The sequence below is a fragment of the Prescottella soli genome (assembly GCF_040024445.1).
In the GTDB taxonomy this organism is placed as follows: domain Bacteria; phylum Actinomycetota; class Actinomycetes; order Mycobacteriales; family Mycobacteriaceae; genus Prescottella; species Prescottella soli.
In genome coordinates this window covers 4,014,027-4,039,700 of record NZ_CP157276.1, presented here as the reverse complement: position 1 = coordinate 4,039,700, position 25,674 = coordinate 4,014,027, and the positions used below count along the sequence as shown (strand labels likewise).

Below are 25,674 nucleotides of genomic sequence, written 5' to 3'. Positions count from 1 at the left end.
TCTTCCGGCGGCGAACCGTCAGAAGTTGATCATGTGGCCGGCGAGACCGTGGATGGCCTCCTGCAGCGCCTCACTGAGCGTCGGGTGCGTGTGGACATTGCGCGCGAGCTCGTTGACCGTGAGATCCCACTTCTGGGCCAGGGTCAGCTCGGGCAGCAGCTCCGAGACGTCCGGACCGATGAGGTGGCCGCCGAGCAGCTCGCCGTACTTCTTGTCGGCGATCAGCTTGACGAAGCCGTTGGGGTCGTTCAGGCCGTGGGCCTTGCCGTTCGCGGTAAACGGGAAGGTGGCGACCTTGACGTCGTAGCCCTCGGCCTTGGCCTGCGCCTCGGTGAGGCCGAAGCTCGCGACCTGCGGCTGGCAGAACGTGGCGCGCGGCATCATCCGGTAGTCGCCCAGTTCCATGGTCTCGGCGCCACCGATGGTCTCGGCGGCGACGACGCCCTGCGCCTCGGCGACGTGCGCGAGCTGCAGCTTGGCGGTGACGTCACCGATCGCGTAGATGCCCGGGACGTTGGTGCGCATGCGCTCGTCGATCGCGATGGCGCCACGCTCGAGCTGGACGCCGGTGTTCTCGAGGCCGTAGCCCTCGACGCGCGGCGCGAAGCCGACGGACTGCATGACCTTGTCGACGTTGACCGTCTCGATCTCGCCGGACTTGTTGTCCTTGATCGTGACGGTGACGTCGGAATCGTTGTCCACGATCGACTGGACGGCCGCACCGGTCTTGATCTTGACGCCGAGCTTCTTGTAGTGCTTGGCGATCTCCTTCGAGACGTCCTCGTCCTCGTTGGGGAGCGCACGGTCGAGGAACTCGACGATGGTGACGTCGACACCGTAGTTGGAGAGGACGTAGCCGAACTCCATGCCGATGGCGCCGGCGCCGACGATGACGATCGAGCCCGGCAGGTCACGGGTGAGGATCTGCTCCTCGTAGGTGACGACGTTCTCGCTGAGCGAGGTGCCCGGCAGCAGCTTGGTCACGGAACCGGTCGCGATGATGACGTTGTCGAAGGTCACCGTGTCGGTGCCACCCGCGCTGAGCGCGACGGAGATGGTCTTGGCATCGACGAACGTGCCCCGACCGTCGTACTCGGTGATCTTGTTCTTCTTCATGAGGAAGTGCACGCCCTTGACGCGACCGTCTGCCACCTTGCGGCTGCGGTCGAAGGCTGCGCCGAAGTCGAACGACACGTCTCCCGACATGCCGAACGCCTTGGCCTCCTTGTGGAAGATGTGTGCCAGTTCGGCATTGCGGAGAAGCGCCTTCGAGGGGATGCAGCCCACGTTCAGGCAGACACCGCCCCAGTACTTCTCTTCGATGATGGCGGTCTTGAGGCCCAGCTGTGCCGCGCGGATAGCAGCGACGTACCCACCGGGACCGGCTCCGAGGACAACGACGTCATAGTGTGAGGTCACGAGCGCCTAGCCTAGTCCCGCCGCGATTTCGTGTCCCGGGTTGGTCCCTACTCGAAAGTAAGGTCAAGGCGCCGTCGCGACGTACTGCGGCACCCCCTGCACACACCTGTGACCCCAGCCGCAGTGCGACTGGGGTCCAGGTGCGATTGCTTAATGCTTAGCTGAACGAGATCGAGCTCCCAACGTCTCCGATGGTGCTTCCGCCGAAGACGCTGCCCCGACTGAGGCTGAGGAGAAGGTCGAGCACGCTCGACATGGAACCCGCTGCAGCCCCGGTCAATGAGCCGGCGTCGATGACGTTCGCATTCATAGCAGTCGCCTTTCTTAGTTCGCCTGAAACCTCAGAGTCAGGAGAGCTCGTTGGTCGAACCGAAGTTGATGAGCGAGCCGATGAGGATCTGGATGAGGCCCAGGATGTCGTTGTTCATTGTTTCTCCTACTTTCGTGGTGGTGTGTATTGCTCGTGATTACTGCGTGATCTCTCCCGCAGCAGGTTCCGGGAGTTTCGCCGACCGGGGGACCCCGCTACCCCGGATGCATCCGCTCCCTGTTCATCCCGTCCGCTTGGCATAGGTTGCGGTGTGACCGTGGTGTGCCACCCCGCTGCCTCCTGGCCGGGAAGCCGGTCGGGTTAATTCGACCGTGATTGGAAACATAATCTAGGTCACATCCGCTTGTCTGCGGTTTCGTAACCAAAACTGGTCGACTGTCCAGGGTCTTCGGAAATTCACCCTGGCCCTCACCCTCGAGCAGTCACGGGGACCCGATACCGAGAACCAACCAAATACGGGCACCGACGTCCTCCGCCACGACCGACCACAATGAAACCCATGACGCACACCTCCCCCTCCCCCACGCCGGCCGACGACCCGAACCTGTGGCTCGAGGACGTCACCGGCGACGAGGCGCTCACCTGGGTCCGCGAGCACAACGACAAGACGGTCGCGGAGTTCGCCGGAACCGGCGACTTCGAACAACTCGAGGCGAACGTGCGCGCGATCCTCGATACCGACGCACGCATCCCCTACTCGCGGCGACGCGGGAAGTACCTCTACAACTTTTGGCGCGACGCCCAGCACGTCCGCGGCCTGTGGCGCCGCACCACGATGGACGAATACCGTAGCGACACAACGGAATGGGAGATCCTCGTCGACGTCGACGAGCTCGCCGAGCGGGAGGGCGAGAACTGGGTGTGGTCGGGCGCGCAGGTACTGCGCCCCGAGCAGGACCTCGCACTCATCAGCCTCTCCCGGGGCGGCGCGGACGCCGTGGTCGTCCGCGAGTTCGACCTCACCACCCTCAGCTTCGACGACGGCGCCACCAGCTTCCGCGTCGAGGAGGCCAAGACCGACATCGGGTGGATCGACTCCGAAAGCATCTACATCGGAACGGATTTCGGCGACGACACCCTCACCGACTCCGGCTACCCGCGCCTGGCGAAGCGGTGGCGTCGCGGCACCCCGCTGACCGAGGCGGTCACCGTGTTCGAGGGCGAGCAGACCGATGTCGCGATCTCCGCCTGGCACGACAACACCCCGGGCTTCGAGCGCAGCTTCGTCGAACGCGCCGTCGACTTCTACACCTCGCAGCGCTTCCAGCTGCTGGGCGACGACAGCCTCGTCCGCATCGACACCCCCGAGGACGCGCGGATCTCCGTGTACAAGGAGTGGCTGCTGGTCCGCCCGCGCTCGCCGTGGACCGTCGGCGACACCACCTACCCGGCCGGCGCGCTGCTGGCCGCCAGGTACGACGACTACCTCGCCGGTTCACGCGAGCTCATCACACTGTTCCTGCCCGACGAGCACACGTCACTCGAGCAGTACTCGTGGACGCGGAACCACCTGCTGATGGTGACGCTCTCCGACGTCCAGTCCCACGTGTACGTCGCCACCCCGGGAGAGAACGGTTGGGAGACACGCCCGCTCGAGGGACTGCCCGAGCTGACGTCCACCGAGATCATCGACACCGATCCGCGTGAGAGCGACGACTTCTTCCTCAACTCCAGCGGCTACCTCACCCCCGCCACCCTGTTCTCCGGGACGGTCGGCGGTCCGCTCGAGGGGCTGAAGTCGGCGCCCGCGTTCTTCGACACGACCGGCCTCGCCGTCGCGCAACACTTCGCCGAGTCCGTCGACGGCACCCGCGTCCCGTACTTCGTGGTGCGACGCGAGGGCGTCCCGGCCGGACCGACGCTGCTGTACGGCTACGGCGGATTCGAGAACTCGCTCACCCCCGGCTACAGCGGCATCAACGGCACGGCGTGGCTGCAGCGCGGCGGCACCTACGTGGTGGCGAACATCCGCGGCGGCGGCGAGTACGGGCCGCAGTGGCACACCCAGGCCGTGCGCGAGGGCCGGCACAAGGTCCACGAGGACTTCGCCGCCGTCGCCCGGGACCTCGTCGCCCGCGGCATCACCACCCCGGCACAGCTCGGCGCGCAGGGCGGCAGCAACGGCGGCCTGCTGATGGGCATCATGCTCACCAAGTACCCGGACCTGTTCGGCGCCATCGTCTGCCAGGTGCCGCTGCTCGACATGAAGCGCTACCACCTGCTGCTCGCCGGGGCGTCGTGGATGGCCGAGTACGGCGACCCGGACAACCCCGACGACTGGGCGTTCATCTCCGAGTACTCGCCGTACCAGAACACCGACGCCGAGGCGGCATACCCGCCGATCCTCATCGCCACCTCCACCCGGGACGATCGCGTCCATCCCGGGCACGCCCGCAAGATGACGGCTCGCCTGGAGCAGGAGGGCCACACCGTCCACTACTACGAGAACATCGAGGGGGGCCACGGCGGTGCGGCCGACAACGCGCAGGCCGCGTTCAAGTCGGCTCTCACCTACACGTTCCTGTGGGATCAGCTGGCTCGATGACACCCACCGGCCCCGTCCCTGGGCTACCATGCGCCGGAAGCGAACGACCGAAAGTGAGCTGCCACATGACATCCCACGCGACCACACGCCCGTCGCTGCGCCGTCTGGGAGTGAGCGCCCTCGTCACCGCCACCACGGTGGGCGCGCTGCTGAGTGCCGCACCGATCGCGGCGGCGGGAGGCATCGCGAACTCGGCTGCGGCGCAGACGGCTCCTGCCTCGCCCGACGGCGCCTACATCACCCGCGTGGAGAACATCACCGACCGGTGGGTGCGCGTGTTCGTGTACTCCCCGGCGATGGGGGCGGAGCAGGAGGTGCAGGTGCTGCTGCCCCGCGACACCTCCGTGCCCCGCCCCACGCTGTACATGCTCGACGGCCGCTCGGCGGCGCCGGGCATGAGCAACTGGACCACCCAGGGCGGCGCCGTCGAGTTCTTCGAGGACAAGCCGGTCAACGTCGTCATGACCACCGGCGGCCGTGCCAGTTACTTCACCGACTGGGACCGGCCCGACCCGACGCTCGGCAACTACAAGTGGGAGACGTTCCTGACCAAGGAACTTCCCCCGCTGATCGAACAGCGCTTCGACGGCAACGGCATCCAGTCCATCGCCGGCCTGTCGATGGGCGCGCAGTCGGCGATGATGCTCGTGATGCGCTCGCCCGGCCTGTACCGCGGCGTGGCCGCCTACAGCGGCTGTTACGAGACGACCGGGGAGCTGGGCCAGGCCCAGATGAACGTGGTGGTGTCGAGCTACGGCGGCAACATCGAGAACATGTGGGGCCCGTCCACCGATCCGCAGTGGGCCGAGCACGACGTGCTCCTCGGCGCCGAAAAGCTACGCGGCACCGCGATGTACATCTCGACGGCCACCGGACTGCCCGGCCCCAACGAGAATCTGAACAACCCCGACCTCGTTCCGCTCGTCACCCAGGGTGGGCCGATCGAGGCCGTCACCAATTTCTGTACCCACCAACTCGACGACCGCTTGCGGTCGCTCGGCATTCCGGCGACCTTCGTCTACAACCCGGTGGGCGTCCACACGTGGGCGTACTGGCGTGCGGAGCTGCCCAAGTCGTGGCCGACGCTCGCCGCGTCCCTCGGCGTCTGAGCCGGGACAGCGCCGAACATGACAAAGGGCGGTGACGGTGCAATTGCACCGTCACCGCCCTTTGTGACGCTCCGAGGCGAGTCTCAGCTGAGCGTGCTCAGCGAGCCCGAACCGCCGGTCGCGCCCGAGCTGGCGGTGCCCAGGACGTTGAGCGCGTTGACGAGGGACGAAAGAGCACTGAGGACGGTGAGGATCTGGGAAGAACCCATGGAAAGCTCCCTGTATTCGGTGTGGTGTAGCGCCCCGAAGCGAAAGCGCCTGCGGTCAATATAACGGTGCGGACACGGCCCTGCACCGGATTGACGATCATCTCGGGATGAAAACAAGGGTGAATGTCAGGCGTGGTCGTGAATCCAGTCGGCGATCCGGTCGACCGTGCTGTCGGGTGTCCGGATCCAGCCGTTGTGCCCCAACGCCTCCGGTTGGTGCCACGTCGTCACCTCCGAACCGGACAACTTGCCCAGAAGGTTACCCGACGCACTGCGGGGCGCAAGGTCGTCGCCCTCGATCGAGATCGACAGCACCGGCAGCTTCAGCCGCCCGATGCGTTCCTCGTAGTCGATATCGGCTCCAGTCGGCTCGATGCGCCCGCTACGTGCGAACCGTGACCAGTCGGAGATCAACACCCTCGACTGCCGGCCGAATCCGCCCACGTCCAGACGATCTCCGGGCCAGAACCCGGCGACGCTCGCCGTGATCGACATCGCGGTCGAACCCAACAGCACGCCCGACGACCGCGGTCCCGGAAAACCTCGGTAGTACGGCGAACCGGACGCCACGAGGACGAGTCCACCGAGCCGACCCCGGATCCGTGCCGCGTACATCACCCCCAGCTGTCCGCCCATGCTGTGCCCCAACAGGAACGGGGTGCTCGCGTCGAACCGCTCGCGCACCACCTCGAACATCGCCGGCAGATCGACCGACACCAACTCCTGATAGCCGAACGTGCTCGCACCACTGGGCCGGGGACGGCTGTCCCCCTGCCCGCGCAGCTCGCAGGTGGCCGCACAGAAGCCATGCCCCACAATCGAATTCGCGAACCGGTCGTAGAACGCGCCGGGAATCCCGAGCCCCGGGACGATCACCACCACCGGCGCGCCCTCCGGTCCGGGGAACAGCCGCACCGGCGTCGTAGTCCCGTCGGGCATCTGGATCGGCACGGTCTCCACCACGCCATCGAGCCTATGCCCACACAGTGCGCGAAACTCGGAAATCGGCGCTCCGACTGCGGTGCCGCATTCGCGCCGGTCATCGCCGGGGTGCGGGCGCCAGAGGGGCACCCCGAGGGCAAAGATCAGGGTCGGAATCCGGGGGAATCCCGATGGTGTCGGGCGCGGCCGGAAACCAGAATCGATGTCATGACCTACAGCGACTCGCCCCGACCGTTCGTCCGTTCCCGCAACCAGCGCATGCTCTCCGGAGTGTGCGGCGGCGTCGCCGAGTACTTCGGCGTCGACGTCAACCTCGTCCGCGTCGCGGCCGTCATCGGCGCGTTCGTCTCGTTCGGCACCGTCCCGCTGATCTACCTCGCGGCCTGGATGCTCATGCCCAGCGAGTGACCCACACATGCGAGAAGCCCGGGACACCGTGAAGGTGTCCCGGGCTTCTTCGTCTTAGCTGAGCTCAGGCTTTCCGATCGTCAGATCAGAAGTCCATGCCGCCCATGCCACCGGTCGGGTCGCCCATCGGAGCAGCGGCCTTCTCCGGCTTGTCGGCGACGACAGCCTCGGTGGTCAGGAACAGAGCCGCGATGGACGCAGCGTTCTGCAGCGCCGAGCGGGTGACCTTGACCGGGTCGTTGATGCCCGCGACCAGCAGGTCCTCGTACTCACCGGTGGCGGCGTTCAGGCCGCTGCCGGCGGGCAGGTTGCGGACCTTCTCCGCGACGACGCCGGGCTCGAGGCCGGCGTTGAACGCGATCTGCTTGAGCGGAGCCTCGAGGGCAACCTTGACGATGTTGGCACCGGTGGCCTCGTCGCCCTCCAGCTTCAGGTCGTCCAGGACCGGAGCGGACTGCAGCAGAGCCACGCCACCACCGGCGACGATGCCCTCCTCGACGGCAGCCTTCGCGTTGCGGACGGCGTCCTCGATGCGGTGCTTGCGCTCCTTGAGCTCGACCTCGGTCGCAGCGCCGGCCTTGATGACGGCGACGCCACCGGCCAGCTTGGCCAGGCGCTCCTGCAGCTTCTCACGGTCGTAGTCCGAATCCGACGCCTCGATCTCGGCGCGGATCTGGTTGACGCGACCGGCGATGGCGTCGGCGTCGCCGGCACCCTCGACGATGGTGGTCTCGTCCTTGGTGACGACGACCTTGCGGGCGCGACCCAGCAGCTCGATGCCGGCGGTCTCCAGGGACAGGCCGACCTCTTCGCTGACGACCTCGCCACCGGTGAGGATGGCGATGTCGGCGAGCTGCGCCTTGCGGCGGTCACCGAAGCCCGGAGCCTTGACGGCGACGGACTTGAAGGTGCCACGGATCTTGTTGACGACCAGGGTCGAGAGGGCCTCGCCCTCGACGTCCTCGGCGATGATCAGCAGCGGCTTGCCGGCCTGGATGACCTTCTCCAGCAGCGGCAGCAGGTCCTTGACCGTCGAGATCTTGGAGCTGACCAGCAGGATGTACGGATCCTCGAGGACCGCTTCCTGACGCTCGGCGTCGGTCGCGAAGTACAGCGAGATGTAGCCCTTGTCGAAGCGCATACCCTCGGTGAGCTCGAGCTGCAGGCCGAAGGAGTTGGACTCCTCGACGGTGATGACGCCTTCCTTGCCGACCTTGTCCATGGCCTCGGCGATGAGCTCACCGATGGTGGAGTCGCCAGCCGAGATACCGGCGGTGGCAGCGATCTGCTCCTTGGTCTCGACCTCCTTGGCGGTGTCGAGCAGCTTGGCGGTGACGGCCTCGACGGCCTTCTCGATGCCGCGCTTCAGACCCAGCGGGTTGGCGCCGGCAGCGACGTTGCGCAGGCCCTCACGGACGAGCGCCTGAGCGAGGACGGTGGCGGTGGTGGTGCCGTCGCCAGCGACGTCGTCGGTCTTCTTGGCGACCTCCTTGACCAGCTCGGCGCCGATCTTCTCGTAGGGGTCCTCGAGCTCGATCTCCTTGGCGATGGAAACACCGTCGTTGGTGATCGTGGGGGCGCCCCACTTCTTCTCCAGCACGACGTTGCGACCCTTGGGTCCCAGCGTCACCTTGACGGCGTCGGCGAGGCTGTTCAGGCCACGCTCGAGGCCGCGACGTGCCTCTTCGTCGAACGCGATGATCTTGGCCATTGCGAAGTGATCCTCCGGATTGGGGGTGACACACGGAGGCGATCGCTCGTCGGATCGCCCCATTTACGCTTCCGGCCAGGCTCGGTGCCCGCGACGGACGACCAGGGGTGTCTAGGTACCCGGTCTCACCGTCCCGACCTGGCACTCACGTATCGCGAGTGCCAAGTGCCTTTTTAGCACTCGACGGGGGTGAGTGCAACGTCGCGCGGGGGTCTCCGCCCATGGCGAACACCCCCACCGCGCGACCCTGTTCCGTTCCCTAGCCGAGGCAGGTCTGGCCGGTCTTCAGATTCCACGCGAACGACAGCGGACCCATGCAGTCGACGCCGCCCTTCTCGGCCGTCGCACCCGAACCCCAGCCCGCGATCGCGAACGTCGCGTAGCCGTCGTCGGCCCACGAGTGCGCGATGCCGCCACCGATCGCCAGCGCGAGCGACTGACCGTTGCCGCGCGACGCGCTCAGTGCCGTGCCGAAACCGGTCGCGAGGCTGTTGGACGAGCCGAAGCCCTCCGCGACCGACACGGCCGTGCCACTGTCGGTTGCGGCGGACCGCGACACACCCTGCTCGAAGGCCTGCGCACCACAGCTCGCGTACTCCGAGATCTGGATGTCGTTGGGCGCAGTCGGCGACACGCACATCACCGGTGCGGCCGACGCGGCGCCCGCACCGAACAGCGAAACCCCAGCTGCCACACCAATTCCCGCCGCCGCAACCATCGCAGTCCGTGTCATCCGTCGACCGAGGCTCGAGATAGCACGCATACGGGAAATAGTCGACATTCGGACTCCTTCACGGACAAAAGGGAGAAGTAGGGAGAGCGCCCGCGAGGTTACCCGTTCACGGCTTCGGAACGAGGCATTTCGATAGGTATCCGAAGTAGCTCGGCGCGTCACCCTCGATCGGCCAACAACCCGGGCAGATCGGCCACCGAATCGAGCACGTGATCGGGCCGGTCCACCGCGAGATCGAGGATGGGCTGACGGAACTTCCCCGTCCGCACCAGCACCCCCGTCATGCCCACCCGCTGCGCCGGCAGCACGTCGCCGCGGAAGTCGTCGCCGACCATCACCGTCGCCGCCGGATCGACACCCATCAACTCGGCCGCCGTGAGGAACCCCGCGAGCGACGGCTTGCCCACCGACACGATTCGCGAACCCGACGCATCCTCGAGACCCGGAAGATACGCACCCGTGTCCAGCCGCAACCCGTCGGACTCCGACCACATCAACGCCCGGTGCATCGCGACCGCCGGCACCCCCGCCACCATCAGGTCCAGGACCCGGCTGAGCGCGTCGTGCGTGAACTCCGGACCCGCGCCCCCGATCACGATCACCTCGGGGTCGACGGCGTCGAACTGGATGCCCTCCATGTCGGCGCGGACGTCGCCGTGATTGAGCAGCATCACCCGAGCGCCCGGATACGTCGAACGCAGGTACTCGGTGGTGAGCCGCACCGCGGTGACGATCTCCTCGGGCCGGATGTCGAATCCCGCGGCCCTCAGCACCGACGCGATCGCGTCGCACGTCCGGGATGTCGTGTTGGTCAGGAACCCCCGCACGCCCCCGCGGCGGCGCATCTCGTCGAGCGCCTCCACGGCCCCGGGGACCGGCCGCCACGACGTGACCAGCACCCCGTCGATGTCGTACAGCACACCCTCGACCCGGGTCATGGGTTCGAGGGTATCCGCCGCCACGTGCCGCTGTCGGGCTATCCGAGCGGAAGCACCGGGGTACCCGGCGAAGTCGACGATTCCCGGGAGTGCGCCGTCCGGGTCCCGAATCGTGACCTGCCGCACACGGATCGGGAGGGCGGGCCTACGATGACCCGGTACGCGTGACCTCCTGTACCACCTAATTCGAACCGGAGAGCCGACCGTGACCAACACCCTCGAAGCCAGCATCGAGATCGCAGCCACCCCGCAGGACGTGTGGACGATCGTGTCCGACCTGAAGCGGATGGGCGAGTGGAGCCCGCAGTGCCGCAAGATGCGCGTCTCCGGTGAGGTCCGGGAGGGCACCAAGACCTTCAACCTCAACCGCAAGGGCCTGCTGGTGTGGCCCACCACGTCGAAGGTCATCCGATTCGAACCGAACAAGGCGATCGCGTTCCGCATCAACGAGAACCGCTCCATCTGGTCGTACACGCTCGAGCCGACCGAGACCGGCACCCGCGTCGTCGAACGCCGCGAAGCCCCCACCGGAACCAGTCAGCTGTCGCAGTTCCTGATCAAGACCGTCCTCGGCGGCGCCGACGCCTTCGAGACCGAGATGATCGCCGGCATGAACGCCACCCTCGCGCGCATCAAGAACGAGGCCGAGGCACTCGTCGTCGGCCGCCGCTAGCACATGGCGACCCGACGGTTCTCGTCAGTCACGTAACCTGTGATAGCTCGAGCGGCGAACATCGCCGCCCAATCCGACCGGTAAGAGGAGCTCGTGGCACGCCGACCGACACCCCCTGGTACCCCCCAGCCCACCGGCGTCGGCCACGTCATCGGCCTCGTCAAGGCTGCCGTCCCGCCGCTACACCCCGCGGGTCTGCCGTTCGTGCTGACCCCGCTCGCGGTCGCGGCGCTGGGACGCAACCGCAAGTGGGTGCGCCGGGCCGGGCTCGCCTCCGCCGCCGCCTGCGCGACGTTCTTCCGTCACCCGCACCGGGTTCCGCCGAACCGCCCCGGTGTCGTCGTCGCGCCCGCCGACGGTGAGGTCGCGCTCGTCGACACCGCCGTCCCGCCCGCCGAACTCGGCATGGGCGACCAGCCGCTGCCGCGCGTGAGCATCTTCCTGTCGGTGCTCGACGTCCACGTCCAGCGCGTCCCGGTCGCCGGGCTGGTCAGGAAGGTCGTCCACCAGCCGGGACAGTTCCTGTCGGCCGACCTCGCCGACGCCAGCGAGGTCAACGAACGCAACAGCATGCTCATCGAGACCAACGACGGCCGCGAGGTGGCCGTCGTGCAGATCGCAGGCCTGCTCGCGCGCCGCATCGTGTGCGACGCCAAGGAGGGCGACAAGCTCACCATCGGCGACACCTACGGCCTCATCCGCTTCGGTTCCCGGGTCGACACGTACTTCCCGGCCGGCACCTCGCTGCTCGTCGAGCGCGGCCAACGCACCATCGGTGCCGAGACCGTCCTCGCACAGCTACCGTGAGGCCGCCCCGCCCCAGCCGGCAGCACGCAGTCCGATTACTGCCGAGCATGATCACGATCCTCGCGCTGTGCGGCGGCCTGTCCGCCGTCAAGTTCGCGCTCGACGGCGAGCTCGGCACCGCCCTCGCGATGATCGGCGCGGCCGCCGTCCTCGATGCCCTCGACGGCCGCCTCGCCCGCATGCTCGACGCCACCAGCAAGATGGGCGCCGAACTCGACTCGCTCGCCGACGCCATCTCGTTCGGTGTCGCGCCCGCACTCGTGCTGTACGTGACGCTGCTCGACGGCAACAGCTTCGGCTGGATCATCGCGCTGCTGTACGCGGTGAGCATCGTGCTGCGGCTGGCGCGGTTCAACACGCTGCTCGACGACGACACCGTCCCCGCGTACGCGAAGGACTTCTTCGTCGGCGTGCCCGCACCGGCCGGGGCCCTGATCGCGCTCACCCCGATCGCCGCCTACGTCCAGTGGGGCGACGGCTGGTGGTCGTCGCTGGGCGTGGTCACCGCGTGGACCCTGTTCTCGGCGACACTCATCGTCAGCCGCGTCCCCACGCTGGCGATGAAGACCGTGTCGGTGCCGCCGCGCTTGGCCGCCGGACTGCTCGCGCTCGTCGCGCTCGCGGCCGCCGCGCTCGTCACCTACCCGTACGTGCTGCTGATCGTCCTGGTGTTCGCGTACCTCGCACACATCCCCTTCGCGATCCGGTCGAAGCGCTGGGTCGCGGCGCGCCCCGAAACCTGGGACATCAAACCGTCCGAACGGCGCGCCATCCGCCGCTCCCCCAACGGCCACCGACGCACCTCCGCGGCACGGCTGGGCCTGCGCCGGCCGCGCTGACTCCGCTCCCCCGTTTCGCGCACTTGTCGCGGATTCCCGGGCCCCGTTCCCGCGTTTTGCGCACTTAGCGCGGGGACGGGGCGCTGGTTCCCGCGTTTTGCGCACTTAGCGCTGGACGGGGCGCGGGATCCCACGTTCTGCGCACTTGTCGCGACGGATCAGAGGTGGCGGGGTCGTGTGCTCCGTGCGCGCAGCACGGCGCCGTGGATCTCGTCGATCACCGCGTCCGGATTCGCCATCATGTCCTTGGTGACGAAATGGATCTGCCAGCCGGCCTTCCGGAGCGCGTTCTGACGGACCCGGTCCCTCGCCAGCGCCGACCGCTGCCCGTGCCACTGACCGTCGTACTCGACGGCCAGCCGTTCCGCCTCGAACCCGAAATCGACCCGGGCAACGAACTTGCCGTCCGCGTAGATGCACAGTTGCGGCTCCGGACGCAGACCCGCGAGATGCAATCGCACCCGGAGTTCGGATTCCGGCGGCGACTCGGCGCGCGGATCGACGAGCGCGAGCGCCTCCCGTGCCCGCACGATCCCGTGGTCGTGGCGTCCCTCGAGATACGACGCCATGCGGCCCTGGGTCGTGAGCTTCGCTCGCAGGATTCGGTCGACGTCGGCGACCGCGCGAAGCAGCGGCCCCGTCGAGAGCACATCGAACGTCATTCGTTCGGGGCTAGCGATCGCGATCTGCTCCCACGGGTGGTAGTCGCCGGCGTCGATCGCCACACGCCGAACGTTCAACCCGGGGCGCCGGTTGACCCGGCAGTTCGGTAGCGCGATCACGTCCACCGGGTCCGACGCCGATGCCAGGTCGACACCGCGCACGGCTGCCGCTGACCGGCCGGTGAGCACCAGCGCACCCTCCCCGGTGAGGGCGGCGGCTCGACAACGCAATTCGTGGCTGACTCGCACACCGGTCGGGCAGTAGACGCCGCGGAACAGTCGGCGCACCCGCGGCCCCCGCAGGTCCGCAGCGGTGAGAGCGCCGTCGCGCACCGCGTCGCGCCCGACGAACACGTCGGGTAGCTCCGGTCTCTTCCTTCTCATGACCGGTCACGGTGCCCTACCGTGGCGATCGATCGGCCGTCCGACCACCGAGTTATCCACAGTCGCAGAGGTTCTTCACAGCCCCTCGCCACCGCGTTTTGCGCACTTGCCGGGACGGCGCGGCCCGAATCTCCGCGACAAGTGCGCAAAACGCGGAGTGGAGGGAGGTGCACGCGCGTCAAGTGCGCGAAACGTAGGTGGGGGTGCCGATCACTAGGCTGGCGGACGTGACATCACCCGAACTGACGCTCACGGTCCGGCTCAACACGTCCGCCGCGGATGCCCGCCGCGGAGTGGTGCGCCTGCACCCCGAGGCGCTGGCGGCGCTGGGGTTGCGGGAGTGGGACGCGATCGCGCTGATCGGTGCCCGCCGCACCGCCGCGGTCGCGGGTATCGCGCCGGCCGGAACCCCCACCGGCACCGCCCTGCTCGACGACGTCACCCTGTCCAACTCCGGTCTGCGCGAGAACGCGACGGTGGTGGTCGCACCGGCCACGGTGTACGGCGCCCGCGCGGTCACGGTGAGCGGTTCGGCGATGGCGCAGCAGTCGATCTCGGACACGACACTGCGGCAGGCACTGCTCGGCAAGGTCCTCACCGTGGGTGACGCCGTGTCCCTGCTGCCCCGGGACCTGGGACCGGGCACCAGTACGACGTCGGCGACGCAGGCGCTGTCGCGCACGTTCGGCGTCACCTGGACCTCCGAACTGCTGACCGTGACCGGTGTCGATCCGTCGGACGGTCCGGTCAGCGTGCAACCCAATTCCGCGGTGAGCTGGGGATCCGGTGTGGCGCATGCGAGCCCCGCCCAGACGGCGGTGGCCCCCACGATCACCGAGCCCCGCGCGTCGGACGTCGTCCCCGTCGAGGATCTGGTCGGCGCGCACGCGCAGGCCGCGAAGCTGTCCGAGTGGCTCACGCTCGCGCTCGACGAACCCGAACTGCTGCAGAAGCTCGGGGCCTCACCGCATCTGGGCGTGCTCGTCACCGGACCCGCCGGTGTCGGCAAGTCGATGCTGGCCCGGTCCGTTCTCGCGAAACGACGGGTCGTCGAACTGGACGGCCCGGGAGTCGGCGCGTCCGAGGCGCAGTCGCGGCTCGAGCGGGTGACCGCCGCGGTGGACGCCGTCCGCTCCGGCGGGGTCCTGCTCGTCACCGACGTCGACGCGCTGCTGCCCGCCGTCCGCGAACCGGTCTCGACGCTGATCCTCGACCAGTTGCGACGCGCCGTGGAGACCGAGTCGGTGGCGTTCGTCGCGACCACCGCCCATCCCGAGGGGCTCGACGACCGCCTGCGCGGCCAGGACCTGTGCGACCGCGAACTGTCGCTGTCGCTGCCCGACGGCGCGGGTCGCCGCCAGCTGCTGGAACTGCTGCTCCGCAAGGTTCCCACCGCGGACCTCGAGCTCACAGAGATCGCATCTCGGACACCCGGATTCGTCGTAGCCGACCTGGCGGCGCTGTGCCGCGAGGCCGCGCTGCGGGCCGCGTCGCGGGCGAGCAGCGCCAAGTCGGAGCCGCGGCTCACCCAGGAGGACCTGCTCGGCGCCCTCCACGTGATCCGCCCGCTGTCCCGTTCGGGCACCGAGGAACTCGCGATCGGCAGCGTCACCCTCGACGACGTCGGCGACATGGTCGAGACCAAGCAGGCCCTCACCGAGGCGGTGCTGTGGCCGCTGCAGCACCCGGATTCGTTCGCGCGCCTGGGCGTCGATCCGCCGCGCGGTGTCCTGCTGTACGGGCCGCCGGGCTGCGGCAAGACGTACCTCGTTCGTGCCCTGGCCAGTTCGGGACAGCTCAGCGTGCACGCCGTCAAGGGCGCCGAGCTGATGGACAAGTGGGTGGGTGCGTCCGAGAAGGCGGTGCGCGAGCTGTTCCAGCGCGCCCGCGACTCGGCGCCGTCGCTCATCTTCCTCGACGAGGTGGACGCCTTGGCCCCGCGCCGCGGGCAGAGCTCCGACTCCGGCGTTTCCGACCGGGTCGTGGCCGCGCTGCTCACCGAACTCGACGGCGTCGAACCCCTGCGCGACGTCGTAGTGCTCGGCGCCACCAACCGGCCCGACCTGATCGATCCCGCGCTGCTGCGCCCCGGACGCCTCGAACGCCTGGTGTTCGTGCCGCCGCCGGACGCGGACGCCCGCAAGGAGATCCTGCGCACGTCGGGCAGGTCGGTGCCACTCGCGGACGACGTCGACCTCGATGCCCTGGCGCAGGACCTCGAGGGTTACTCCGCAGCCGACTGCTCGGCCGTGCTCCGGGAGGCAGCACTCGCGGCGATGCGGCGCAGCGTCGACGCCGCCGATGTGACTGCGGAAGATGTCGCCGCGGCCCGAGAGAAAGTGCGGCCGTCGCTGGACCCCGACCAGGTGGCACACCTGAAGGCGTACGCCGAGAACCGGTGAGGGGCTAGCGTCGGAACGTGGCCCCGACCGTCCGTGAGTGGGTACCCGCCGTAGCCGCATGGTTCGCGGGCACCCTGGCCACGTTCGTGCTCGCCAACCCGCCGGAGTGGCGCGGGACGATCAACGTGACCGGCCGCCAGCTCGAGTGGTGGCTGGACGCGCTGCCCACCGGATCCGTGATCGGCACTGCCCTCGCGGTGCCCACCTACGTCGCGTTGCGGCGCCCGCGATCGGCGCGGCCGGCGTGGATGGCCGCTGTCGTCGCGTCGTGTGTGCTGATCGCGGCCCGGATCGCGGTCCCCGGCGTGCACGGGCTGGCCGAGGTGACAACCCTGCACTACGCCAAGTGCGTGGCCGGCGGGCTGCTGCTCGGTGCGGCCGTCGCCGCAGTGTGGGTACGTCCCCTCTCGCGTTTCGCCCTGGTCGCCGCGGTCGCCTCCACATTCGTCGTCGCACACACCGCGCACGCCACCGGGGAAGCGAGCGTGTCGACGTTGGGCCCGCCGTTCTGGTGGTTGTTGATCCCGTCGCTCGTCCTCGCCGCGGTGTGCGCGGTGATCGATACTGCCGACGTCACGACCGCCACGCCGGACCGGATCCTGGTCCAGGTGATCGCGGCCGCGGTCACCCTCGCCATCGCCCACCGCATGCTGGGCGCGTGGATCGACGGGCAGACCGCCGACTCCGAGCTGCAGGTGTGGAGCTTCATCGGTGTCTGCCTCGTGCTGGTGATGGCCCTCACCGAATTCTGGGCCCGGCGCCTCGACAGCCCGTTCCTCCTCGCGGCGACCGCGGTGGCCGCGGCTACCGCGGTCGTCACGCCGCAGGTTGCCCGGCAGTTCACGCTCGAGCCGTGGCTGATGGTGGTGGTCGGCGTCGCGGCGGTGGTCGGCGGGCTGGCCGTCGCGGTCCGGCGTCCGTCCCTCCCGCTCGGGCTGGCGCTGCTCGCTGCGATCCCGCTCCTGACCGCGCTGGATCCGGACCTCGGCGACGGCCGCTCCTGGCTCCTGGCACGACTTGTGGTGCTCGGGCTCGGCATCGGGCTCGCTCTCGGCTCGACCCTGCCCGACGACGGTGCGCTCGCGTCGCTCGGTCTCGCGGTCCCCCTGCTGTCGCTGGTGTTCACCTACGTCGCGCAGTCCGACGGAGCAATCGCCATCTACAGCGGCGCGCACGAGCCTCCCTCGAGCACCCCGGGCGGTCAGTTCGGGGCCACCGCCGCGACCCACGCGCCCGGCAGCCGCCTCGCGGGCATCGCGCTCCTGCTCGTCGTGCTCTACTGTGCCCTCGCCATCCGCCGACTGCGCACCCGTCCCGTCCCGCGCGCGGACTGACACCCCCGCCCCGAACCTGGTGGCACACCTGAAGGCGTGCGCCGAAAGCCGCTGAGCTGCAGGTAACGTCGGGCCGATGACACCGAACGCCCGCCTGTCCCTGTCGGCCGTCGCCACCGCGTTCGCGGGAGTGCTGGGGACGTTCGTCCTCATCAGCCGCCCCCAATGGGGACCGCTGTTCAGTGCATCCGAGCGCCAGTTGGACGACTGGAACGCCACCCTGCCGACCGGTGTCGCCGTCGGCTGCGTCGTCGCGGTACTCGCATACGGGGCGCTCCAGCGCGGCGGTTCGGCTCGACCCGCGTGGATCACGGCGGTCGTGGCCACGGCCGTCCTGATCGCGGCGCGCCTCGCGGTGTCGGGCGTGAGCGATCTCGATCAGCTGACGGTGCTGTACTACGCCAAGTGCGTGGCCGGCGGCGTCCTGCTGGGTGCCGTCGTGGCCGCGGCGTGGTCGCGGGCCGTCCCCCGCCTCGCCCTCACGATCGCAGTCGCCGCGACGTTCGTCGTCGCCCACACCGCGGACTCCGGCTGGACACCGAGCACGTCGATGCTCGGCGAGCCGTTCTGGTGGGTGCTGGTTCCCGCGATCGTCCTCGCGGCCGTGTGCGCCGTGGTCGACACCGAAGCACCCGCGCGTGCCGACGCCGGGACGATGCGCGAGGTGATCGCGGCGGTGCTGACGCTGGCCGTCGGGCACCGACTGCTCGGTGCCTGGATCGCCGGCCAGAGCGGGTCACGGTTCCGGCTGTGGATCGTCGTCGGGCTGTGCCTCGTGGTGGTCGTCGCCCTCACCGAGTTCTGGGCGCGGCGCCTCGACGCTCCGTTCCTGCTCGCCGCGACGGCGGTAGCGGCATCCGCGGCTCCCGTGGGGACCCTGCTCGCCCAGGAGCACCTGCGACTCCAGCCGTGGATTCCGGTCACCGTCGGCGTCGCCGCCGTCGTGGCGGGGGCAGCCGTGGCCTGGCGACGACCGTCACCCGTAACGGGAGTCGCCGCGCTGACCGTCATCCCCCTGTGGATCGCGATCGATCCGACGACCGGAGACAGCCGCGCACTCCAGCTCGTCCAACTCGCAGTGCTCGGTGTCGGCATCGGACTCGCCCTCTGCTCCACCCTCCCCGACAGCGGAGCGGTCGCTGCACTGGGACTCGTCGTGCCGCTGCTGTCGCTGGTGTTCACCACCCTGGTCGCCGCCACGACCTCGTTCGTGATCTACAGCGGGAGCTACGAGCCGCTGCCGGACGTCCCTCTGGCGAGTGGGACAGTCGACGTCTCGTTCGACAGCCCCGTCCACTTCGACCGCGGCGCCGGCGTCGCACTGCTCCTGGTCGTGGTCTTCTGCGCGCTCGCGATCCGTGGGCTGCGAGCCCAGCCGTCCGTCCCGCCCGCGCATTGACGCCCCGCGCGCACGATGGTGCGCGCGGGTGACGAGTCTGCGCGCGTCAGTCCACGAGGCCCAACTCTCGCAACCTTGCGAAGACGAGCCGCGACCCGGGCGCGGTCTCGGGCATGGCGGCGTACTCGGCCTCGGTGAAGTAGCGGATCTCGGCGACCTCGCTGGTGGCCTGGGGCTCGTCGACGAGGTCGGCGAGGTAGCACGTCATGTGCAGTCGGGTCCCCGGGCGGTGCCCGAAGGCGGGCGCCTCGAAGACGCCGAGTTCGCGGAGACTCTCGGGGGCGATGTCGGTGTCGAGTTCCTCGCGGATCTCCCGATGGAGGGCCTGTTCAGGCGTTTCGCCCGGATCGATCTTGCCGCCCGCCATGTAGAACGCGGTCTTGCCCGCGGACCGGGCCTGCAGCATGCGGCGGTCCCGAATGTGGGCGAGCGCGGCGGTTCTGATCACGATGGGGTTCTCGTCGGACACCCGTCGAAACGTACTCCCGCCCCGATACCGCCGCAGACCTAGCCACAAATGTCCGGTTTGCACCGATTGCGGACCAGTTCGAGCCACTCAGTAAGATGTACCCCGTAGTCCGGTTTGCTAGTTAAGCGAACGGCCTGCCCGACTCTCGGCTCGCGCCGATTCGTCACCCCGCCGCCCCACAACCCGACGGAGTGCCATTTGCTTGTCATATTGATCGCACACGCGATAGCTGCCGTTCTGGCTCCGCTCGTCGTGCGATCAATAGGGCGCAATGCGTTCTTCCCGCTCGCACTCGTTCCGCTCGCGAGCCTCGGCTGGGTGATCGCGAACTGGGGCACCGAACAGAAACTGCAGATCCAGTGGGTGCCCGGGCTGTCGATGAACATCGACATGCGGTTCGACTCGCTGGCCGCGATCATGTCCGTGCTCGTCCTGGGCGTCGGGACGCTGATCCTCGTCTACTGTGCGCGGTACTTCACCGACGACGAACCCCGCCTCGGCATGTTCGCCGCCGAGATGGTCGCGTTCGCGGGCGCCATGTTCGGCCTTGTGACCAGCGACAACATGCTCATCCTCTACACGTTCTGGGAACTGACGACGGTCCTGTCGTTCCTGCTCGTGGGCCACTACGCCGAACGCGCGACCAGCCGCCGCGCGGCGACGCAGGCGCTGCTGGTGACCACCGCGGGCGGCCTGGCGATGCTGGTCGGCATCATCATGCTCGGCCAGCTGGTGGGCAGCTACAACCTCTCGGACGTCGTCGCGAACCCGCCGAGCGGGTGGCTCGCGAGCGTCGCGATCGTGCTGGTGCTGATCGGCGCGCTGTCGAAGTCGGCGATCGTGCCGCTGCACTTCTGGCTGCCGGGCGCAATGGCCGCCCCCACCCCGGTCAGCGGCTACCTGCACGCGGCCGCAATGGTCAAAGCCGGCATCTACCTCGTCGCCCGGATGGCCCCCGGTTACGCCGACTCCCCGCCGTGGCGGGTCACGATCATCTCGCTGGGTCTGGCGTCGATGCTGCTCGCGGGCTGGCGGGCACTGCGCTCGTTCGACCTCAAGCTGGTGCTCGCGTTCGGCACGGTCAGCCAGCTCGGGTTCCTGATGGTGCTCGTCGGTGTCGGCTCCCGCGACGCCGCCCTGGCCGGCATGACGATGGTCGTCGCGCACGCGATGTTCAAGGCCGCGCTGTTCATGGTGGTCGGCATCATCGACCACACCACCGGAACCCGCGACATCCGCAAGCTCGCGCGCCTCGGTCCGAGCGCGCCCTGGTTGGCCACGATCGCGGCGCTCGCGGCCGCGTCGATGGCCGGACTGCCACCGTTCCTCGGGTTCGTCGGCAAGGAGGCTGCACTCGAATCGATCCTCGACGCGGACGTGCTCGAGCCGTGGGCGCGGACGACGATCGTCGTCGCGATCGCGCTCGGCTCGATCCTCACTGTCGCGTACAGCATCCGGTTCGTGTGGGGCGCGTTCGGCCGCAAGCGCCAGCGCCAACCGAGCCCGGCCGTCGCGAACATGCACGCCCCCAGCATGCTGTTCCTGGCCCCGCCTGCCCTGCTCGCGGTCGCGGGCCTGGTCGCCGGCCCACTGTCGCCGCAGCTCGAGAAGCTACTCACGCCGTACTCGACGACGCTGCCCGCCGGCCCGCACCCCGACTACCACCTGGCGCTGTGGCACGGGGTGAACACTCCGCTGCTGCTGACCGGCGCGATCGTCGGCTGCGGCGCGCTGCTGTTCGTCGCGCACCGCTGGGCCGTCCAGCGCCTGCGGTTCCAGACGCCGCCGCTCGGCAACGCCGACCGCGCCTACGACGCCACGCTCCGCGCGATGGACACGCTGTCGATCCGCCTGACAGGCGTCACGCAGCGTGGATCGCTGCCGCTGACACAGTCGACGATCCTCGCGACGCTGGTGCTACTGCCGGTGATCCTGCTGGCGCTGCGCACCGACGTGTGGGCCGAGATCCGGCTGTGGGAGTCGCCGCTGCAGTTCACCGTCGGACTGATGATGATCGCGGCCGCGCTGGCGGCCACGGTGATGCGCAACCGCCTGACCTCGGTGATCCTCGTCGGACTCAGCGGCTACGGCTGCGGCGTCATCTTCGCGCTGCACGGCGCACCCGACCTGGCACTCACCCAGTTCCTGGTCGAGACGCTGACACTGGTGATCTTCGTGCTGGTGCTGCGGAAGCTGCCCGCCGAAGTCGACGAGCGGCAGGCCATAGGCTTCAAGCTGCCGCGCGCGATCCTGGCCGTCGGCGTCGGCGCCGCGGTCACCACGCTCGCCGCCTACGCGATGAACGCACGCAGCTCGACGCCGATCTACCACCAGTTGCCGGAGGCCGCATACGCCCTCGGCAACGGGCGCAACGTGGTCAACGTCCTGCTCGTCGACATCCGCGCGTGGGACACCCTCGGCGAGATCTCGGTGCTGCTGGTCGCGGCCACCGGTGTCGCCAGCCTCGTCTTCCGGCATCGCCGGTTCGGCACCGCCCCGCGCGTCGCCGACGCCCCGACCCTCGCGCTCGACGCGGCGTCGGCGAGCACCGAGACGACGTGGCTGCGCGGCGGCGACCTGATCGACCCGCGGCACCGGTCGCTGGTGCTCGAGGTGACCACCCGCCTGATCTTCCCGACGATCATGGTGCTGTCGGTGTACTTCTTCTTCTCCGGCCACAACGCGCCCGGCGGCGGCTTCGCGGGCGGTCTGACGGCGGGCCTGGCGCTGGTGCTGCGGTATCTCGCCGGCGGCCGCTACGAGCTCGGCGAGACTGTGCCCATCGACGCCGGGAAGATCCTCGGCCTGGGCCTCGCGCTCGCCGCCGGCACCGCGCTGACGTCGCTGTTCCTCGGCGCCCCGCCGCTGTCGTCGGCGGTGTTCGAGCTGACGCTGCCGCTGCTCGGACACATCAAAGTCGTCACCGCACTGTTCTTCGACCTGGGGGTGTACCTGATCGTGGTGGGCCTCGTGCTCGACGTGCTCCGCAGTCTCGGGGCCCGACTCGACGCGCAGGAGGAGGTGAACGCCTGATGAGTGCCGATCTCGCGTCGCTGATCCTCATCGGCGTGCTCACCGCGGCGGGTGTCTACCTGCTGATCGAACGCAGCATCACCCGGATGCTGCTGGGCCTGCTGCTCGTCGGCAACGCCGTCAACCTGCTGATCCTCACCATCGGCGGACGGTCCGGCAACCCGCCGATCGTGGGCCGCGAATCGGTGCACGAGGAGATGGCCGATCCGCTCGCGCAGGCGATGATCCTCACCGCGATCGTCATCACGATGGGAATCGCCGCGTTCGTGCTGGCCCTCGCCTACCGCTCCTACAAGATCACCACCGCGGACCGCGTCGAGGACGACACCGAGGACACCAAGGTCTCCAAGCGCCGCAGCCCCGCAGAGGCCCCGGACCGCGACCGGTCCGACGACCCGGTCACCGGCGCGCCGTCCAAGAGCGGCGACGCCTTCGACTCCGCGGGCAACCCGATTCCCGTCGACCTCCTCGAGGACCCCGAGGACTACCAGTCGTACGAGGACCTGCACGAGGGACACGGGGAGATCGAGTCCGAGATGCCGGGAGGCCGACGATGACGCTCTCGGCCGACCTCATCGGCACCCTCGCCCCGCTGCCGGTCCTGATCCCGATGATCGCCGCGGCGGTCACGCTGATCGTCGGCCGCCGGCCCACCGCGCAGCGCTGGATCACCATCACCGCGCTGGTCGGCGTCACTGGTGTGTCCGCGATGCTGCTGTACCTCGCGGACCGGTTCGGCACCACCGCGATCCAGGTGGGCGGCTGGGACACCCCGATCGGTATCACGCTCGTCGTCGACCGGTTGTCGGCGCTGATGCTGCTGGTGTCGTCGATCGTGCTGCTCGCCGTCATGGTCTACGCCGTCGGCCAGGGCATCCGTGACGGGCAGGAACACCAGCCGGTGTCGATCTTCCTGCCCACGTACCTGGCGCTGACGGCCGGCGTGTGCAACGCGTTCCTCGCCGGCGACCTGTTCAACCTGTACGTCGGGTTCGAGGTGCTGCTCGCGGCGAGCTTCGTGCTGCTGACGCTGGGCGCGAGCGCCGACCGCGTCCGCGCCGGCGTCTCGTACGTCATGGTGTCGATGGTGTCGTCGCTGATCTTCCTGTGCGGGATCGCGTTCGCGTACGCCGCCACCGGCACGCTCAACCTCGCGCAGATGGCCCAGCGGTTCGACGACGTCCCCGTCGGCACCCGCATGGCGATCTTCGGTGTGCTGCTGGTCGCGTTCGGCATCAAGGCGGCGGTGTTCCCGCTGTCGACGTGGCTGCCCGACTCCTACCCCACCGCCCCGGCCCCGGTCACCGCGGTGTTCGCGGGCCTGCTCACCAAGGTCGGCGTGTACGCGATCATCCGCGCGCACACACTGTTGTTCCCGCAGGGCGAGCTCGACAACGTCCTCATGGTGTGCGGCCTGCTGACGATGATCGTCGGCATCTTCGGTGCGATCGCGCAGAGCGACATCAAGCGTCTGCTGTCGTTCACGCTGGTCAGCCACATCGGCTACATGATCTTCGGTGTCGCGCTGTCGACGCAGGCCGGTCTGTCCGGTGCGGTGTACTACGTGGCGCACCACATCATCGTGCAGACGACGCTGTTCCTGGTGGTGGGCCTGATCGAGCGGCAGGCCGGGTCGTCGTCGCTGCGCCGCCTCGGCGGTCTCGCGGCGGCCAGCCCCCTGCTCGCGATCGTGTTCCTCGTTCCGGCGCTCAACCTCGGCGGCATCCCGCCGTTCTCGGGCTTCATCGGCAAGATCGCGCTGCTGCAGGCCGGTGTCGCGCACCCGAGCGCGCTGTCGTGGATCCTCGTCGCCGGCGGCACCGTCACCAGTCTGCTGACGCTGTACGTCGTGGCGCGCGTCTGGACCAAGGCGTTCTGGCGGGCCCGCGCCGACGCCCCGGAGGGTGAGCTCGCGGACGTCAGCCCGTCGGCGCTGATCGACGAGTCCGAGGAGGACATCGCGTTCGTCGACCGCGAGGACGTCGGAAAGATGCCGATGTTCATGCTGTTGCCGACGATCGGCCTCGCCGCCGTCGGCCTGGCGCTGACGGTCTTCGCGGGCCCGATGATCGGGATCAGTGACCGCGCCGCGCAGGACCTGCAGAATCGGGACGTCTACATCACTGCCGTCCTGGGCGAGGGAGGTGGCCGATGACCCGCGAACGCGTACTCCGCGTCGGCGTCCTCGCGTGGCTGGCGCTGGTGTGGATCCTGCTGTGGGGCACCTTCAGCATCGCGAACCTGGTCGGCGGCCTCATCGTGGGCGTGCTCATCATGTGGCTGCTGCCGCTGCCGCGGGTGCCGGTCGAGGGCCGGGTACACCTGCTGTCGATGGTCAAGCTCGCCTGGATGATCATCTTCTACGCCGCGCAGTCGAGTGTGCAGGTCGCATGGCTCGCGATCCGTCCCGGACCGCCGCCGGTCACCGGGGTGCTGCGCTGCAAGCTCGGCATCAAGTCGGACCTGGTGCTCACCCTGTGCATCGACGTGCTCAACCTGATCCCCGGCACCATGGTGCTCGAGGTCGACCAGGCCCGACGCGCGGTGTACGTGCACGTCCTCGACGTCGGGACGACCAAGTCCGTGGACCAGTTCTACCGTTCGGTGCGGCAGCTCGAGCGGCTGTTCATCGCGTCGTTCGAGCGCGATTCGGAATGGCAGCCGGCGCCGTGGCATCTGCGCGACTACGAGTACCACGAAGAGGGCAGGGAGGATCGAGCATGACGGCCGTGATGATCATCGCCGGAGCAATGCTGGTGGTGGCGGCGCTGCTCACCACCTACCGACTGTTGGCGGGGCCCGGCAGCCTCGACCGCCTGGTGGCGATGGACACCCTCATCGCGACTGCTATCTGTGGGCTGTCGATCTGGGCCGCCTACAGCGGCGACACCACGATCGTGCCCGCCATCGTCGCGCTCGCCCTGGTCGGCTTCGTCGGCTCGGTGAGTGTGGCCCGATTCCGGGTGAGTGACGACTCGTGAACACCTTCCTCGAGGTCCTGGCCGCGATCTGCATCCTGACCGGATCGCTGCTCGCGCTCACCGCCGCGATCGGCATCGTCCGATTCCCCGACACCCTCTCCCGCATGCACGCCGCCACCAAGCCACAGGTCGTCGGCCTGGTGCTGGTGCTGGTCGGCGCGGTGATCCGGCTGCACGGCAACGTCGACATCTGGATGCTCGTGCTCATCGGCCTGTTCACGCTGCTCACCGCGCCCGTCATCGCGCACAGCGTGGGTCGCGTCGCCTACCGCGAGCAGCGCGGGCGCGACGGACTGCTCATGGACCAGCACGACGACACCCCCGGCACGTTCCGCTAGCGTCTCCC

At 68.9% G+C, this 25,674-nt stretch carries 23 protein-coding genes; 15 read left to right on the top strand and 8 right to left on the bottom strand.

Going from position 1 to position 25,674, the window contains the following annotated elements; genetic code table 11:
- Window positions 1–18: 18 nt before the first annotated feature.
- Window positions 19–1,419: a dihydrolipoyl dehydrogenase gene (lpdA, locus tag ABI214_RS18720; RefSeq protein WP_348604012.1), complete on the bottom strand. Its 1,401-nt coding sequence runs from the start codon at window positions 1,417–1,419 to the stop codon at window positions 19–21.
- Window positions 1,420–2,249: 830 nt separating this feature from the next.
- On the opposite strand from lpdA, the gene ABI214_RS18715 reads away from it, so the two are divergent.
- Both ABI214_RS18715 and ABI214_RS18710 read left to right on the top strand, forming a co-directional pair.
- Window positions 2,250–4,295 carry a prolyl oligopeptidase family serine peptidase gene (locus ABI214_RS18715; protein WP_348604011.1) on the top strand — a complete coding sequence of 682 codons (2,046 nt, stop codon included), beginning with the start codon at window positions 2,250–2,252 and terminating at the stop codon, window positions 4,293–4,295.
- A 65-nt stretch (window positions 4,296–4,360) separates the two neighbouring features.
- On the top strand, window positions 4,361–5,404 hold the full coding sequence (locus tag ABI214_RS18710) for an alpha/beta hydrolase (RefSeq protein WP_348604010.1): 1,044 nt from the start codon (window positions 4,361–4,363) through the stop codon (window positions 5,402–5,404).
- 83 nt (window positions 5,405–5,487) lie between these two features.
- Here ABI214_RS18710 and ABI214_RS18705 read toward each other — a convergent pair whose 3' ends face one another.
- Both ABI214_RS18705 and ABI214_RS18700 read right to left on the bottom strand, forming a co-directional pair.
- Complete coding sequence (locus ABI214_RS18705; protein ID WP_348604009.1) at window positions 5,488–5,613, bottom strand: hypothetical protein; 126 nt, start codon at window positions 5,611–5,613, stop codon at window positions 5,488–5,490.
- 126 nt (window positions 5,614–5,739) lie between these two features.
- Complete coding sequence (locus tag ABI214_RS18700) at window positions 5,740–6,573, bottom strand: alpha/beta hydrolase family protein (protein WP_348611757.1); 834 nt, start codon at window positions 6,571–6,573, stop codon at window positions 5,740–5,742.
- Window positions 6,574–6,762: 189 nt separating this feature from the next.
- On the opposite strand from ABI214_RS18700, the gene ABI214_RS18695 reads away from it, so the two are divergent.
- Window positions 6,763–6,963: a PspC domain-containing protein gene (locus ABI214_RS18695; RefSeq protein WP_348604008.1), complete on the top strand. Its 201-nt coding sequence runs from the start codon at window positions 6,763–6,765 to the stop codon at window positions 6,961–6,963.
- 85 nt (window positions 6,964–7,048) lie between these two features.
- Here ABI214_RS18695 and groL read toward each other — a convergent pair whose 3' ends face one another.
- The 3 genes from groL to ABI214_RS18680 form a co-directional block, all read right to left on the bottom strand.
- Window positions 7,049–8,674, bottom strand: coding sequence for a chaperonin GroEL (gene groL, locus ABI214_RS18690; RefSeq protein WP_280758290.1), 1,626 nt, complete (start codon window positions 8,672–8,674; stop codon window positions 7,049–7,051).
- A 259-nt stretch (window positions 8,675–8,933) separates the two neighbouring features.
- Complete coding sequence (locus ABI214_RS18685; RefSeq protein WP_348604007.1) at window positions 8,934–9,455, bottom strand: DUF6764 family protein; 522 nt, start codon at window positions 9,453–9,455, stop codon at window positions 8,934–8,936.
- A gap of 110 nt (window positions 9,456–9,565) precedes the next feature.
- On the bottom strand, window positions 9,566–10,345 hold the full coding sequence (locus ABI214_RS18680) for an HAD-IIA family hydrolase (protein ID WP_348604006.1): 780 nt from the start codon (window positions 10,343–10,345) through the stop codon (window positions 9,566–9,568).
- A gap of 205 nt (window positions 10,346–10,550) precedes the next feature.
- Between ABI214_RS18680 and ABI214_RS18675 the strand changes: the two genes are divergently transcribed.
- The 3 genes from ABI214_RS18675 (at window position 10,551) to ABI214_RS18665 (ending at window position 12,664) form a co-directional block, all read left to right on the top strand.
- A complete protein-coding gene (locus ABI214_RS18675; protein WP_348604005.1) occupies window positions 10,551–11,018 on the top strand; it encodes an SRPBCC family protein in 468 nt (155 codons plus the stop codon).
- Window positions 11,019–11,111: 93 nt separating this feature from the next.
- A complete protein-coding gene (locus ABI214_RS18670; RefSeq protein ID WP_348604004.1) occupies window positions 11,112–11,825 on the top strand; it encodes a phosphatidylserine decarboxylase in 714 nt (237 codons plus the stop codon).
- 47 nt (window positions 11,826–11,872) lie between these two features.
- Window positions 11,873–12,664 carry a CDP-alcohol phosphatidyltransferase family protein gene (locus ABI214_RS18665; RefSeq protein WP_348604003.1) on the top strand — a complete coding sequence of 264 codons (792 nt, stop codon included), beginning with the start codon at window positions 11,873–11,875 and terminating at the stop codon, window positions 12,662–12,664.
- A gap of 158 nt (window positions 12,665–12,822) precedes the next feature.
- Here the strand turns inward: ABI214_RS18665 and ABI214_RS18660 are convergent, their stop codons facing one another.
- Window positions 12,823–13,710 carry an endonuclease domain-containing protein gene (locus ABI214_RS18660; RefSeq protein ID WP_348604002.1) on the bottom strand — a complete coding sequence of 296 codons (888 nt, stop codon included), beginning with the start codon at window positions 13,708–13,710 and terminating at the stop codon, window positions 12,823–12,825.
- 227 nt (window positions 13,711–13,937) lie between these two features.
- On the opposite strand from ABI214_RS18660, the gene ABI214_RS18655 reads away from it, so the two are divergent.
- The 3 genes from ABI214_RS18655 (at window position 13,938) to ABI214_RS18645 (ending at window position 18,845) form a co-directional block, all read left to right on the top strand.
- Window positions 13,938–16,112, top strand: a complete 2,175-nt coding sequence (locus tag ABI214_RS18655; protein ID WP_348604001.1) for an AAA family ATPase — start codon at window positions 13,938–13,940, stop codon at window positions 16,110–16,112.
- A gap of 17 nt (window positions 16,113–16,129) precedes the next feature.
- Window positions 16,130–17,446, top strand: a complete 1,317-nt coding sequence (locus ABI214_RS18650; protein ID WP_348604000.1) for a hypothetical protein — start codon at window positions 16,130–16,132, stop codon at window positions 17,444–17,446.
- A gap of 76 nt (window positions 17,447–17,522) precedes the next feature.
- The gene (locus ABI214_RS18645) at window positions 17,523–18,845 is read left to right on the top strand and encodes a hypothetical protein (RefSeq protein ID WP_348603999.1); all 1,323 of its coding nucleotides are present in this window, start codon (window positions 17,523–17,525) and stop codon (window positions 18,843–18,845) included.
- Between the two features lie 46 nt (window positions 18,846–18,891).
- Here the strand turns inward: ABI214_RS18645 and ABI214_RS18640 are convergent, their stop codons facing one another.
- Window positions 18,892–19,314, bottom strand: coding sequence for an NUDIX hydrolase (locus tag ABI214_RS18640; protein WP_348603998.1), 423 nt, complete (start codon window positions 19,312–19,314; stop codon window positions 18,892–18,894).
- A 198-nt stretch (window positions 19,315–19,512) separates the two neighbouring features.
- On the opposite strand from ABI214_RS18640, the gene ABI214_RS18635 reads away from it, so the two are divergent.
- From ABI214_RS18635 to mnhG, 6 genes are read left to right on the top strand one after another with little or no spacing between them, the layout of a single operon-like run.
- Window positions 19,513–22,347, top strand: coding sequence for a Na+/H+ antiporter subunit A (locus tag ABI214_RS18635; protein ID WP_348603997.1), 2,835 nt, complete (start codon window positions 19,513–19,515; stop codon window positions 22,345–22,347).
- The gene (locus ABI214_RS18630) at window positions 22,347–22,904 is read left to right on the top strand and encodes a Na(+)/H(+) antiporter subunit C (protein WP_348603996.1); all 558 of its coding nucleotides are present in this window, start codon (window positions 22,347–22,349) and stop codon (window positions 22,902–22,904) included. Before ABI214_RS18635 ends, ABI214_RS18630 begins: the two co-directional genes overlap by 1 nt.
- Window positions 22,901–24,502 carry a Na+/H+ antiporter subunit D gene (locus ABI214_RS18625; protein WP_348603995.1) on the top strand — a complete coding sequence of 534 codons (1,602 nt, stop codon included), beginning with the start codon at window positions 22,901–22,903 and terminating at the stop codon, window positions 24,500–24,502. The genes ABI214_RS18630 and ABI214_RS18625 overlap by 4 nt, the downstream gene beginning before the upstream one ends.
- Entirely contained in the window at window positions 24,499–25,071 is a 573-nt protein-coding gene (locus tag ABI214_RS18620; protein ID WP_348603994.1) for a Na+/H+ antiporter subunit E, read from the top strand. Before ABI214_RS18625 ends, ABI214_RS18620 begins: the two co-directional genes overlap by 4 nt.
- On the top strand, window positions 25,068–25,328 hold the full coding sequence (locus ABI214_RS18615; protein ID WP_280758276.1) for a monovalent cation/H+ antiporter complex subunit F: 261 nt from the start codon (window positions 25,068–25,070) through the stop codon (window positions 25,326–25,328). Before ABI214_RS18620 ends, ABI214_RS18615 begins: the two co-directional genes overlap by 4 nt.
- Window positions 25,325–25,666, top strand: coding sequence for a monovalent cation/H(+) antiporter subunit G (mnhG, locus tag ABI214_RS18610; RefSeq protein WP_348603993.1), 342 nt, complete (start codon window positions 25,325–25,327; stop codon window positions 25,664–25,666). Before ABI214_RS18615 ends, mnhG begins: the two co-directional genes overlap by 4 nt.
- The last annotated feature ends 8 nt before the right edge of the window (window positions 25,667–25,674 follow it).

Coding starts and splice junctions, on each gene's coding strand:
- ABI214_RS18665 (WP_348604003.1), top strand. CDS start 11,873: ATGATCACGATCCTCGCGCTGTGCGGCGGCCTGTCCGCCGTCAAGTTC.
- ABI214_RS18695 (WP_348604008.1), top strand. CDS start 6,763: ATGACCTACAGCGACTCGCCCCGACCGTTCGTCCGTTCCCGCAACCAG.
- ABI214_RS18660 (WP_348604002.1), bottom strand. CDS start 13,710: ATGAGAAGGAAGAGACCGGAGCTACCCGACGTGTTCGTCGGGCGCGAC.
- groL (WP_280758290.1), bottom strand. CDS start 8,674: ATGGCCAAGATCATCGCGTTCGACGAAGAGGCACGTCGCGGCCTCGAG.
- ABI214_RS18685 (WP_348604007.1), bottom strand. CDS start 9,455: ATGTCGACTATTTCCCGTATGCGTGCTATCTCGAGCCTCGGTCGACGG.
- ABI214_RS18630 (WP_348603996.1), top strand. CDS start 22,347: ATGAGTGCCGATCTCGCGTCGCTGATCCTCATCGGCGTGCTCACCGCG.
- ABI214_RS18645 (WP_348603999.1), top strand. CDS start 17,523: ATGACACCGAACGCCCGCCTGTCCCTGTCGGCCGTCGCCACCGCGTTC.
- ABI214_RS18715 (WP_348604011.1), top strand. CDS start 2,250: ATGACGCACACCTCCCCCTCCCCCACGCCGGCCGACGACCCGAACCTG.
- ABI214_RS18705 (WP_348604009.1), bottom strand. CDS start 5,613: ATGGGTTCTTCCCAGATCCTCACCGTCCTCAGTGCTCTTTCGTCCCTC.
- ABI214_RS18625 (WP_348603995.1), top strand. CDS start 22,901: ATGACGCTCTCGGCCGACCTCATCGGCACCCTCGCCCCGCTGCCGGTC.
- ABI214_RS18615 (WP_280758276.1), top strand. CDS start 25,068: ATGACGGCCGTGATGATCATCGCCGGAGCAATGCTGGTGGTGGCGGCG.
- ABI214_RS18710 (WP_348604010.1), top strand. CDS start 4,361: ATGACATCCCACGCGACCACACGCCCGTCGCTGCGCCGTCTGGGAGTG.
- ABI214_RS18620 (WP_348603994.1), top strand. CDS start 24,499: ATGACCCGCGAACGCGTACTCCGCGTCGGCGTCCTCGCGTGGCTGGCG.
- ABI214_RS18680 (WP_348604006.1), bottom strand. CDS start 10,345: ATGACCCGGGTCGAGGGTGTGCTGTACGACATCGACGGGGTGCTGGTC.